Genomic DNA, 12,152 nt, shown 5'->3' with positions numbered 1-12,152 from the left:
CCTGTCACCCCCACCACGCGGCCCGGGGTGAAGACTCCGAAACCGGGCGGCCCCAGCACGCCACCGGGCGTCGGGGCCACCACCCTGAGCGGCACGGTGCAGGGTGGGGTGGAGCCCGGCTGCGTGCTGCTCGACGGTTATCTGCTGCTCGGCGGCCCGCGTGACGTGCTGACGCCGGGCACGCGGGTCGAGGTCACCGGTCGGGTGGAGCCCGGCATGATGACCACCTGCCAGCAGGGCACCCCGTTCGTCGTCACCGCCGCCCAACGATCCTGAGCACTCGCCGCTGACCGGCGGGAGCTCGCCCCGGAACGTGGGGACGGGCTCCTGCCGGTGTCACGAGCGGATCAGTCCCTTGTGATCACTTCGGGACAGACGGGTGTACGCACAGTCACATGGCTGGCGAGCGGGTCGGGACCTCGCCGTCGGCCGGATCGGCCAGCTCAGGTGCCTGCGGCTGCCGGGGCGTCAACTCGACCTGGGCCGGCGTGGCCAACTCGTCGTCCGAGACGCCCAACTCGGCGAGCTTGCGGGCGCTGACCAGCACCCGGGCCTCCAGCGAGCCGACCGCCCGGTTGTAGGCGGTCACCGCACCGGCCAGCGAGGACCCGAGCTTGCCCACGTGGTCGCCCAGCGTGGAGAGTCGACCGTACAGCTCCCGGGCGAGGGTGTGCACCGCGAGTGCGTTGCGGGCCAGTGCCTCCTGCCGCCAGGAGTAGGCGACAGTGCGGAGCAGGGCGACAAGCGTGGCCGGCGTGGCGAGCACCACGTTGCGGGTGAAGGCGTGCTCCAGCAGCGTCGGGTCTCGTTGGAGCGCGACGTCGAGGAACGGGTCGGCGGGGACGAACAGCACCACGAACTCGGGCGAGTTGTCGAACGCCGACCAGTACGACTTGGCGGCCAACGCGTCCACGTGCCCTCGCAGGTGCCGCGCGTGCGCGTCGAGGTGAGTGTCCCGGCCGCGCTCGTCGCGGGCCTCCATGGCGGTCAGGTACGCGTCGAACGGGGCCTTCGCGTCCACCACCACCGAGCGACCGCCGTGCAGTCGGACCACCAGATCCGGCCGGACGACCTGCTGGTCGGTGGCGGCGGTGACCTGCTCGGCGAAGTCGCAGTGCTCCAACATCCCGGCCGCCTCGACGATCCGGCGCAGCTGATGCTCGCCCCAGCGGCCCCGCACCTGCGGTGCGCGCAGCGCCGCCACCAGCTGTTTCGTCTCGGTGCGCAGCTCACCGGAGACCGCGTTCATCGAACGGACCTGCTCCCGCAGCTCGGCGTACGCGTCGACGCGGTCGTGCTCCAGCTCGGCCACCCGCTGCTCGTAGCGGCGCAGGGTGTCGTGCAGCGGCGCGACGGCCCGGGCCACCGCCTCCTGGGACTGCGCGGTGGCCTCGTAGCTCAACGCCCGCATGGACTGCTCCAGCCGGCCCTCGCCCTCCCGGGTGGCGGCCAGGGTGGCATCGAGCCGGGCGATGTCGGCAGCCGACCGGGACCGGGCCGCGAGCCAGCCCACCGCCCCGCCGGCGCCGAGGCACACGATCACCAGGAGCAGCGTCGAGACGTCCATCACCGGAGCTTGCCAGACGGATACGACGTGACACCCGGGGGTACGTTCGATGGCATGGAACTTGTGCTCTGTCTCGCCGTCGTGCTGGTCGGCGCGTTGGGCGCCGCGGCGCTCATCCGCGCCCAGGCCGGTGCCCGCCGGCGCACCGAGCTCGGCGACGCCCGCGCGGAGGCGCAGCGGTGGTACGAGCGACTCGGCGGCCAGTTGATGAACCTGCACGGCGACGAACCGGCGGTACGCCAGGCGCTGGCCGACGCCGGTGAGCGGTACAACGCGGCGGGCTCCCAGCTGGAGCAGGCGTCCACGCCGCACCAGTTCGCGCTGGCCCGGGAGACCGCGCTGGAGGGGTTGGCGTACATCCGGGCGGCGCGCACGGCGCTGGGCATCGATCCGGGCCCCGAGGTGCCGACCCTGGCCGCCGCCCGCGGCGTGGGTCAGCTCACCAAGGAGCGTGAGGTCGATGTGCAGGGGCAGACCTTCCGGGCCGGGCCGCAACCCGGGCGGGAAACGCCCTACTACTACCCCGGTGGGCGTTATCAGGGTCGACCGGTGCCCGCCGGCTGGTATTCGACGCCGTGGTGGAAGACGGCGCTGGGCGCCGGTGCCGGTGTGCTCGGCGGCATCCTGATCGCCGACGCGCTCTTCTCGCCCGCCTTCGCCGACCCCGGGTACGGCTACCAGGAGGGCTTCGGTGACGGTGTCGACCAGGGCGGCGACGGTGCCGACCAGGACTTCGGCGGCGGCGACCAGGGTGGGGACTTCGGCGGCGGCGACTACGCCGGCGGTGACTTCGGTGGGGGCGGCTTCGGCGGCGGGGATTTCGGCGGCGGCGACTTCTGAGCGTCTTCGCAGACCTACGACAACGGGCCCCGGTCACAACGACCGGGGCCCGTTGTCGTACCTGCCGATCAGCCGGTGTTGCGCATCCCGGCGGCGATGCCGTTCACCGTGGTGAGCAGCGCGCGCTCCAGGGCGGTGCCGTCGCTCGGTGCGCGTCGGCCGCCCGGGGCGGTGGCGATCGCCCGCCCGGCCGCGCCCGACTCCCGGTACTGCCGCAGCAGCGCCACCTGGAGGTGGTGCAGCGGCTCCAGGTAGGTGTCGCGGACGGCCAGGGTGCGCTGGAGCACCGGCGAGTTTTCCAGCAGGGCCGGTGAGGCGGTGACCGCCAGCACCTCCCGCTTGGTCAGCTCGTACTCCTGCTCGATTTGCTCGAAGATCGGGTGCAGCTTCTTCGGCACCAGCGTCTCGACGTACCGGCGGGCGATGCTCAGGTCGGTCTTGGTCAGCATCATCTCGACGTTCGACAGGAACGTGCGGAAGAAGTGCCAGTTGCGGTGCATCTCGGCCAGCACATCCGCCAACCCCGCCTCGCGGGCGGCGGCCAGCCCGGAGCCGACGCCGAACCAGCCCGGCACGATCTGCCGGGTCTGCGTCCAGCCGAACACCCACGGGATGGCCCGCAGCCCGGACAGCCCCGCGCCGGTGTTCGGGCGCTTCGCCGGCCGGGAGCCGATGTTCAGCGCGCCGAGCAGTTCGGTGGGGGTGGACGCCCAGAAGTACGCCGGCAGGTCCGGGTCCTCGACGAGGGACCGGTAGGACCGGAACGCCGACGCGGAGACGACGTCCATCGTCGCGTCCCAGCGCTCCAACATCTCGGCCGGCTGCCGGGGTGCGGTGTGCAGCAGGGTCGCCTGGAGCACCGCGGCGAGGGTGAGTTCCAGGTTCTCCCGGGCCAGTGACGGCAGGGTGTACTTGTCGGAGATCACCTCGCCCTGCTCGGTCACCTTGATCGCGCCGTCCATCGTCCCGTAGGGCTGCGCCAGGATCGCCTCGTGCGTCGGCCCGCCGCCGCGCCCGACCGTGCCACCCCGACCGTGGAACAGCCGCAGGTGCACCCCGTGTCGGGCGGCCACGTCACGCAGCGCGCGCTGCGCCCGGTGGATCGACCACTGACTGGTGGTGATCCCGGCCTCCTTGTTGGAGTCGGAGTAGCCGAGCATGACCTCCTGCACGTCGCCTCGGGCGGTCACCAGCGCCCGGTACGCGGGCAGCGACAGCAACTCGTCGAGGAGTTCGCCGCCGGCGTTCAGCTCGGCCGGGGTCTCCAGCAGCGGCACGAACCCGACACGGGCCCGCCCGCTGTGCACGTCCACCAGGCCCGCCTCGCGGGCCAGCACCACGGCGGCCAGCACGTCGTCGACGCCCAGGGTCATCGAGATGATGTACGACTCGATCACCTCGGCGCCGAACCGGTCCTGTGCCTCCCGGATGGTGCTGAACACGTCGAACGTCTTGCGGGCGGGCTCGGACAACGCCGTGTCCAGGGTGGACAGGGGCCGGCGGCCGGTCAGCTCGTCGGCGAGCAGCTTGGTGCGTTCCAGCCGGGTCAGCGCCGGGTAGTCGGAGACCTCGCCGACCGCCTCGTAGAGCTGCGCGAGCACCGCGTGGTGCGCCTCGGCGTGTTCCCGGACGTCCATGGTGGCCAGGTGCAGGCCGAACGCGGAAACCGTACGGATCGTGGAGGCCAGCCGGCCGACCGCGGTGAGCTGCCCCGAGTTGCGGGCCAGCGAGGCGCGCAGCAGGTCCAGGTCGGCGATCAGCTCGGCGGAGCCCCGGTAGTCCCGGCCGGGCACGTGCGCGGTGCCCTGGCGCAACCTCTGCCGGGTGTTGGCGAGCTTCGCCTTCACGCAGCGTGCCTTGAGGCGGTACGGCTCCTCCGCGTTGACCCGACGGAAGCGCTGCGCCACCTCGGGCAGCGCGTCCAGGTCGGCGGCGAGGCTGGCGGAGAGGTCCAGGGACACCCCGCGCAGTCGGCGGGACACCGAGACCTCGTTGATCAGGTGGTCCATCGCCTTCTCGGTGGCCGCGATGCCGTGCTCGTGCTGGATGGTCAGCACCTCGCGGGTGACCGCCGGGGTGACGAACGGGTTGCCGTCGCGGTCGCCGCCGATCCAGGTGCCGAAGCTCAACGGCCGGGCCGTCGGCGAGGTCTCCACGCCGAGCGTGCGCAACGTGTCGGCCAGGTCGTCGAGCACCTGCGGGGCGGCCTCCGCGTACAGGTCGCGCAGGTAGTAGATCGCGTTGCGGGCCTCGTCGGTCGGGTCCGGCCGGTCGAGCCGCAGCTCGTCGGTCTGCCACATCAGGTCCAGCAACTCGGCCAGCCGACGGTTGGCCGGACCCTCGTCGCTGGCCCCGTAGAGGATGGCGTTGGCGGTCTCGGTGTCCAACTCGTCGGCGATGGCCCGCAGCTTGGACAGGATCGAGCGACGGGCCGCCTCGGTCGGGTGCGCGGTGAAGACCGGCCGCACCGCCAGCCGGCGAGCCGCGTTGGCGATCTCCTCGGCCGGCACCCCGCGCTCGGCGATCATCTTGGCGGCCTGGTCCAGCCAGCCGCCCTGCACCGCGCGGCGGCGGCGCAGATCCCGGGCACGGTGCACCTGCTCGGTGATGTTGGCCAGGTGGAAGTAGGTGGAGAAGGCGCGGGCCAGCTTGGTGCCGGTGGTCACGTCGAGCCCGCCGAGGCGCTGGGCGGCCGCCGGGGCGTCGCTGCGGACCTGGGCGCGGATCTCCTCGACGAGGTCGAGCAGCGGGCGCCCCTCCTGGCGGGCCAGGGTCTGGCCGAGCAGGGTGCCGAGTCGGCGGATGTCGGCGCGCAGTGCGGCGTCCGGGCCGTCGTGGTCGTGCTGGTCGGTCACGATGCGCTCCCTTACGTGGATACGAAGGACAGCGCTGTCCGACTTACTGGATGGTATCCGCGCGCAGGGGAGGTCTGGAGGGCCCCCTGGTGATCCACTGCCGTCAGGAGGGTGTTTTCGACGTGATCTCAGCCACCGTCGCGGCCCGACAAGGGGCCGGAGCGGGCCGTCGCGGGGCTGGAGGTGGCGGCTCGGCGACCGCGGACCAGGTTGGCGCTGACCAACCCGAGCCCTCCGAGCACCGCCCAGAGCGCGAGGGCGAAGGCCGGCCAGCCGGCGGATCGCCAGTCGAAGTACACGGCCGCCTTGCTCAGGTCGTTGGCGAGGCCGGGGATGTTCCACCGGTGCATGTTTCGCAGCACCCCGGGCAGGAACTCGGGCGCGTAGATGCCTCCGGAGCCCGGGTTGCCGAGCACCACCAGCAGCAGGATCACCAGCGCGGTGCCCGCGACGCCGAGCCAGCCCTGGATCGCGCTGGCGAACATCGCGGCGGCGAAGACGGCCAGCGCGCCGATCGCGGCGATCGTCGGTACGTCGTGGTGCCAGATGTCCAGCACCGGCCCCACCACGACCGCGCCGGCGATGCCGAGCAGCACGCTGTAGACGGCCAGGGCGGCGATGCGCAGCCCGGCCCGTCGGGCCGTACGGGGGGTGGTGCCGGTGCGGGTGGCGGCGGTGGTGAGCACCTCCCGGATCGCGCTGGTGGCGGAGGGTCCGGAGGCGCTCGCCACGGTGAGGAGCAGGCCGTTGTCGGGGCCGGTGCTGAGCACGGCGTACACCGCCCGGCTGAGCAGGCCGTGCTCGGCGGCGCCGGCATCGTCGTACTCGATCGGTGTGATGATGGTGGTCTGACCGCGCACGGCGGCGAGCGTCGCCTGGGCGCGCTGGTCGCCGAGGGCGACGCCGACCGGCAGGTCCCGTGGGGTGGGCTGGTGCAGTGCGCCGACGTAGGCAGCGATGAACGCCGTGGCCAGCACGAAGGTGCCGATGAGCAGTCCGATGCTGCGTGGTGCCTGACGTCAGGGGCGGAAGATCCACTCGGGTTTCAGGAAGGCGCGGTGTCGACGCGCCGAGGATGCCCCGGTTTCCCTGAACCCGAGGGGATCACTGGCGGAAGCCAGAGCTGGCGGAAGCCGGAGCTGGCGGAAGCCGGAGCTGGCGGGTCGACGGGGATAGGCTGGTCGTCGTGCACCCCCCGTCCGAGTGGACGAGGGGCCGCCGTCGTGTGCGTCGACTCCCCTGGAAGGATTCCCTTGCTCACCGGTCTGTTCACCGCCGCTCTCGCCGACCCCGCGCTGGCCCGGGCGCGTGACCTGGCGCGCTCCGGTGCCGCCCAGGTCGACGGCCTCGACATCACCGCCCCGGCGGCGCTGCGCCCGTTCGCCGTCGCGGCGGTCGCCGCCGACAACGACGGGGCCGGGCGACCGGTGCTGGCGGTGACCGCCACCACCCGGGAGGCCGACGACCTGGCCGCCGCGCTGGGTGGGTTGCTCCCGGCCGAGCAGGTGGTGGTCTTCCCCTCCTGGGAGACGCTGCCGCACGAGCGGCTGTCCCCACGCTCGGACACGGTGGGCCGACGGCTGGCCGTGCTGCGCCGGCTGGCGCACCCCGAGTCGGCCGACGCCCACGGCGGCACCGGGCCGCTGCGGGTGGTCGTCGCCCCGGTCCGTTCGCTGCTCCAGCCCCAGCTCAAGGGGCTCGGTGACCTGGAGCCGGTGCAGCTCGCCGCCGGCGAGGAGGCGGACCTCGAGGAGGTCGCCCGCCGGCTGATCGACATGGCGTACGCCCGGGTCGACCTGGTCACCAAGCGCGGCGAGTTCGCGGTCCGCGGCGGCATCCTGGACGTCTTCCCGCCCACCGACGAGCACCCGTCCCGGGTCGAGTTCTGGGGCGACGAGGTGGAGGAGATCCGCACCTTCGCCGTCGCCGACCAGCGCACCATCGAGCAGGTTCCGTTGCTCTGGGCACCGCCCTGCCGGGAGTTGCTGCTCACCCCGTCGGTCCGTGAACGGGCCGCCGCGCTCGCCGAGCAGCACCCCGAGCTGGCCGAGATCCTGGACAAGCTGGCCGAGGGCATCCCGGTGGAGGGGATGGAGTCGCTGGCACCGGTGCTGGTCGGCCCCGACTCGCTGGAGCTGCTGCTGGACGCCATGCCGCCCGGCACCCACGTACTGCTCTGTGACCCGGAGCGGATCCGCACGAGGGCGCACGACCTGGTGCGTACCTCGGAGGAGTTCTTGCAGGCCAGTTGGGCCGCCGCCGCGGTCGGCGGCCAGGCCCCGGTGGACGTCGGCGCCGCCGCCTTCCGCACCCTCGGCGAGGTACGCGCCGCCGCCGGCAAGCTCGGCCAGCCGTGGTGGACGCTGTCCCCGTTCGGCCTGGTCGACGACCCTCATTCGGTCCGGAGTGCCGGCTCCCGGCGCGGAGGCCGAATTATGGTCGAGGCGGAGACGGCCGAGACGCGGCAGCCCTGGGAAGACGCCCCGGAGCAGGCCGCTGTCACCCCGGACGACGCGATTGCGGTGACCCTGTCCGCCCAGCCGGCGCCGCTGTACCACGGCGAGACCTCGCGGGTCGTCGAGGACCTCAAGCGCTGGGCCGGCGAGGGCTGGTCGATCGCGCTGGTCTTCGAGGGGCACGGCCCCGCCCAGCGGGCGGTGGAGGTGCTGCGCGACGCCGGCCTGGGTGCCCGGTTGGTCGAGGAGGTGCCGACAGCGCCCGTCCCCGGCGAGCTGGTGGTCACCTGCGGCGCGCTGAGCAGCGGGTTCGTCGACGAGGCGTCCCGCTTCGTGCTGCTCACCGGCAACGACGTGACAGGTGGTCGGGGCACCTCGACGCGGGACATGCGCAAGATGCCGAGCCGGCGGCGCAACACCATCGACCCGCTGGAGCTCAAGGCCGGCGACTTCGTGGTGCACGAGCAGCACGGCATCGGCCGCTACGTCGAGCTGGTGCAGCGCACCGTCAACGGCGCCAGCCGCGAGTACCTGGTCATCGAGTACGCGGCCAGCAAGCGAGGCCAGCCCGGCGACCGGTTGTTCGTCCCGACCGACCAGCTCGACCAGCTCTCCCGCTACGTGGGCGGCGAGCAGCCGACCCTGCACAAGATGGGCGGCTCGGACTGGCAGAAGTCCAAGGCCCGGGCCCGCAAGGCGGTCAAGGAGATCGCCGCGCAGCTCATTCAGCTCTACGCCGCCCGCAAGGCGTCCAAGGGTCACTCGTTCGGCCCGGACACGCCGTGGCAGCGGGAGTTGGAGGACGCCTTCCCCTGGCAGGAGACGCCGGACCAGCTCGCCGCGATCGACGAGGTCAAGCGGGACATGGAGCAGACCGTCCCGATGGACCGGCTGATCTGCGGTGACGTCGGCTACGGCAAGACCGAGATCGCGGTCCGGGCGGCGTTCAAGGCGGTGCAGGACGGTAAGCAGGTGGCGGTTTTGGTGCCGACCACCCTGCTGGTACAGCAGCACTACAACACGTTCGCCGAGCGGATGAGCCAGTTCCCGGTCCAGATCCGGCAGCTGTCGCGGTTCCAGACGGCGAAGGAGACCGAGCGGACGTTGGAGATGGTCGCCGACGGCACCGTCGACATCGTCATCGGCACCCACCGTCTGTTGCAGGCGGCGACCCGGTTCAAGCAGCTCGGTCTGGTGGTCGTCGACGAGGAGCAGCGCTTCGGTGTCGAGCACAAGGAGCACCTGAAGACGCTGCGCGCGTCGGTCGATGTGCTCAGCATGTCGGCCACGCCGATCCCGCGCACCCTGGAGATGGCGATCACCGGCATCCGGGAGATGTCCACCATCGCCACGCCACCGGAGGAGCGGCACCCGGTGCTCACCTTCGTCGGCGCGCAGGACGACCGGCAGGTGGCCGCGTCCATCCACCGTGAGCTGCTCCGCGACGGGCAGGTGTTCTACCTGCACAACCGGGTCGAGTCGATCGACCGGGCAGCACGGCGGCTGCGGGAGTTGGTGCCCGAGGCGCGGGTCGCGGTGGCGCACGGCCAGATGACCGAGGATGCCCTGGAGAAGGTCATGGTCGGCTTCTGGGAGAAGGAGTTCGACGTCCTGGTCTGCACCACGATCGTCGAGTCGGGCATCGACATCCCGAACGCCAACACCCTGATCGTGGAACGGGCCGACCTGCTCGGCCTGGCCCAGCTGCACCAGATCCGGGGCCGGGTCGGCCGGGGCCGGGAGCGGGCGTACGCCTACTTCCTCTACCCGCCGGAGAAGCCGCTCACCGAGCACGCCCACGAGCGGTTGGCGACCATCGCCCAGCACACCGAGTTGGGCGCCGGCATGTACGTGGCGATGAAGGACCTGGAGATCCGGGGCGCCGGCAACCTGCTCGGTGGCGAGCAGTCCGGGCACATCGAGGGTGTCGGCTTCGACCTGTACGTGCGGATGGTCGGCGAGGCGGTCTCCGCGTTCAAGGGTGAGCGGGCGGAGGACGAACCCGACGTCAAGATCGACCTGCCGATCGACGCGCACCTGCCGCACGACTACGTGAGCGTGGAGCGGCTGCGCCTGGAGATGTACCGCAAGCTCGCCGAGGCGCGCGACGAGGAGCGCCTGGCCGAGGTGATCGCCGAGATGACCGACCGGTACGGCGAGCCGCCGGCCCCGGTGCAGAACCTGGTGGAGGTGGCCCGGTTCCGCCTGTTGGCCCGCCGCTACGGGCTGACCGACGTGTCCATGCAGGGCAAGCACGTCCGGTTCGGCCCGCTGCCGCTGCCGGACTCGAAGCAGTTGCGGCTCAAGCGCTACCACCCGGATGCCGTCTACAAGCAGGCCACCGACCAGGTCAGCGTGCCCCGACCGACCACCCGTCGGATCGGCGGCGAGCCGCTGCGTGACCAGGCCCTGCTCCAGTGGTGTGCGCAGTTGCTCTCCGATGTGCTCGGTGCTCCCGCCCCACTCGCCGTCGCGGCGGGTTGAGGCGGGTTCGCGGTGCGGTGGGGGCCGTCACAGCGTGGGGGAGGGCATGAGAGAGTGACGGGTATGCGTGCTCGCCGTGTGATCGCCGCCGCCAGCGTCGCGGCCCTGGGTGTCCTCTCCCTCGCTGCCTGCGGCAAGTCCGCACCGAACATCGCCGCGTATGTCGGTGACACCACCTACTCGCTGACCCGGGTCGACGGGATCTACGACGAGGTGCAGGCACAGTACGGCGAGGCGATCCAGCGGCGGGCTGCTCAGGAGGGCGCGACGCCGTCGCCGGAGGACCTGCGCTCCAAGGTCACCCGTCAGGACGTGGTGGACCTGCTGGTCAGCCTGGATCTGGGTAAGCGGGTGGCGGCGGCGAAGAACCTTCAGGTGCCTGACGTGATCAGCCCGCAGCAGCTCGAGCAGACCCTGGAGGTGCCGGCCAGCACCGAGTACGCCAAGCTCTGGGGCGAGTGGATTGACCTGCTCCAGGTGCTCAACCAGCAGCTTCCGCCGGCCGAGCTGAGCGACGAGTCGCTGATGGCCGTCTACGGCGCGCTCCAGGACGTCGACGCGATCTCGGGTGGGATGTCGATCGCCGACGTCCGCCAGGCGTTCGGTGACGGCGGTTTCGTCCGCAGTGCCACCGCGCTGAGCACCGCGCTGGAGGAGGAAGCGGGCCGGGTCGACGTCTCGATCAACCCGCGCTTCCGGAACGTCGGGGTGCCGTCGATGGTGAACAAGGGCCAGACGCCGATCTTCTACTCGCTGCCGTACATCAACGAGGCCGGTCCGGTCACTGACATCTCCACCCTGGAGCCGCTGCCGTCGAGCGACGCCCCGAGTGCCGAGGGCCCGGCGCCGGACGAGGGCACGGCCAGCTGAGCATGACCGCACGGATCGTCCTCCTGGTCACCTCGCCCCGGTTGCCCGTCGGCCTGTTGACCTCCGCGGCTTGGGACGTCGTACGCCAGCACCCGGTGCTGACCGGCGCGGACAGTGAGTTGGTCACGGCCGTGCGCCAGGCGGGTGCCGAGGTCACGGTGGTGGACGGCCCGGCGACGCAGCCGTTGCTGGACGCGGTGGCGGCACACGGCACCGTGGTGTGGCTGGCCGGCCCGGCGGGTGACGAGGCGCTGGCCCGGGAGTTGGGTCTGCGGCTGGCCCGGCAGCCGGGGTTGGCCGAGATGGAGCTGATGTACGGCTCGTGGGATCCACCGGGTGCCCGGCTGCTCGACGCGGTGGCCGTGCTGGATCGACTGGCCTCGCCGGGTGGCGACCCGTGGAAGCGGGCGCAGACGCACCGCAGCCTCGCCGGTTATCTGCTGGAGGAGAGCTACGAGGCGTACGACGCGATCAGCGCCGACGACACCGACGCGCTGCGCGAGGAGTTGGGCGACGTGTTGTTGCAGGTGGTCCTGCACGCGCGGCTCGCCGAGGAGTTACCCGAGGATGAGCGGTGGAGCATCGACGACGTGGCCGGTGGCCTGGTCGACAAGATGATCCGCCGTAATCCGCACGTCTTCGCCGGTGCCGAGGCGGGCACTCTGGAGGAGATCACCGAGAACTGGGAGCGGATCAAGCGCGCGGAGAAGGCGCGGCACTCGGCGCTGGACGGCGTGGCCCTGAGCCAGCCCGCGTTGGCCCTGGCGGCGCAGATCCTGGACCGCGCCGCTCGCAGGGGCATCGAGGTCGCACCTCCACTGCCCGACGCCCAGCCGGACGCCGAAGCGAAGCTGGGCGCGAGCCTGCTGGCAACGGTAGCCGCGGCCCGCGAGGCGGGCATCGACCCCGAAGCGGCCCTCCGCCGCGCCACCCTGGCCCACGCCGATCGCATCCGCGCCACCGAACCCCCACCCCCAGACCCGCGTTGATCATGAAGTTATTGCCGTCCGCCTCGGCGTGTCGGGGCAATAACTTCATGATCAACGCGGGTCTGGGGGTGGAGGTTCGGTGGCGCGGATG

The 12,152-nt window shown here is 72.0% G+C and carries 8 protein-coding genes; 5 read left to right on the top strand and 3 right to left on the bottom strand.

The window, feature by feature from the left end; all coding sequences use genetic code 11:
- Positions 1–276 (top strand): hypothetical protein (locus DLJ59_RS34800; RefSeq protein WP_124778353.1); only part of this gene is annotated, 276 nt, incomplete at its 5' end.
- A gap of 115 nt (positions 277–391) precedes the next feature.
- Here the strand turns inward: DLJ59_RS34800 and rmuC are convergent.
- Positions 392–1,567, bottom strand: coding sequence for a DNA recombination protein RmuC (gene rmuC / locus DLJ59_RS34795; RefSeq protein WP_124778352.1), 1,176 nt, complete (start codon positions 1,565–1,567; stop codon positions 392–394).
- 54 nt (positions 1,568–1,621) lie between these two features.
- Here rmuC and DLJ59_RS36515 point away from each other — a divergent pair, with 54 nt between their 5' ends.
- Positions 1,622–2,407 (top strand): hypothetical protein, encoded by a 786-nt coding sequence (locus DLJ59_RS36515; RefSeq protein WP_158630947.1) that lies wholly within the window; start codon positions 1,622–1,624, stop codon positions 2,405–2,407.
- 68 nt (positions 2,408–2,475) lie between these two features.
- On the opposite strand, the gene ppc is transcribed toward DLJ59_RS36515, so the two are convergent.
- The gene (gene ppc / locus DLJ59_RS34785; protein ID WP_124778351.1) at positions 2,476–5,262 is read right to left on the bottom strand and encodes a phosphoenolpyruvate carboxylase; all 2,787 of its coding nucleotides are present in this window, start codon (positions 5,260–5,262) and stop codon (positions 2,476–2,478) included.
- 128 nt (positions 5,263–5,390) lie between these two features.
- Entirely contained in the window at positions 5,391–6,239 is an 849-nt protein-coding gene (locus DLJ59_RS34780) for a hypothetical protein (RefSeq protein WP_244236389.1), read from the bottom strand.
- 276 nt (positions 6,240–6,515) lie between these two features.
- Between DLJ59_RS34780 and mfd the strand changes: the two genes are divergently transcribed.
- The 3 genes from mfd to DLJ59_RS34765 all read left to right on the top strand — a co-directional run bounded on the left by mfd (position 6,516) and on the right by DLJ59_RS34765 (position 12,061).
- The gene (gene mfd, locus DLJ59_RS34775; protein ID WP_124778349.1) at positions 6,516–10,202 is read left to right on the top strand and encodes a transcription-repair coupling factor; all 3,687 of its coding nucleotides are present in this window, start codon (positions 6,516–6,518) and stop codon (positions 10,200–10,202) included.
- A 63-nt stretch (positions 10,203–10,265) separates the two neighbouring features.
- Entirely contained in the window at positions 10,266–11,072 is an 807-nt protein-coding gene (locus DLJ59_RS34770; RefSeq protein ID WP_124778348.1) for a SurA N-terminal domain-containing protein, read from the top strand.
- Between the two features lie 2 nt (positions 11,073–11,074).
- Positions 11,075–12,061 (top strand): nucleoside triphosphate pyrophosphohydrolase, encoded by a 987-nt coding sequence (locus tag DLJ59_RS34765; protein WP_124778347.1) that lies wholly within the window; start codon positions 11,075–11,077, stop codon positions 12,059–12,061.
- Positions 12,062–12,152: the final 91 nt, after the last annotated feature.

The sequence above is a fragment of the Micromonospora inaquosa genome, from assembly GCF_003857055.1.
Taxonomy (GTDB): Bacteria; Actinomycetota; Actinomycetes; order Mycobacteriales; family Micromonosporaceae; genus Micromonospora; species Micromonospora inaquosa.
This window is presented reverse-complemented; position numbering and strand designations above follow the sequence as displayed.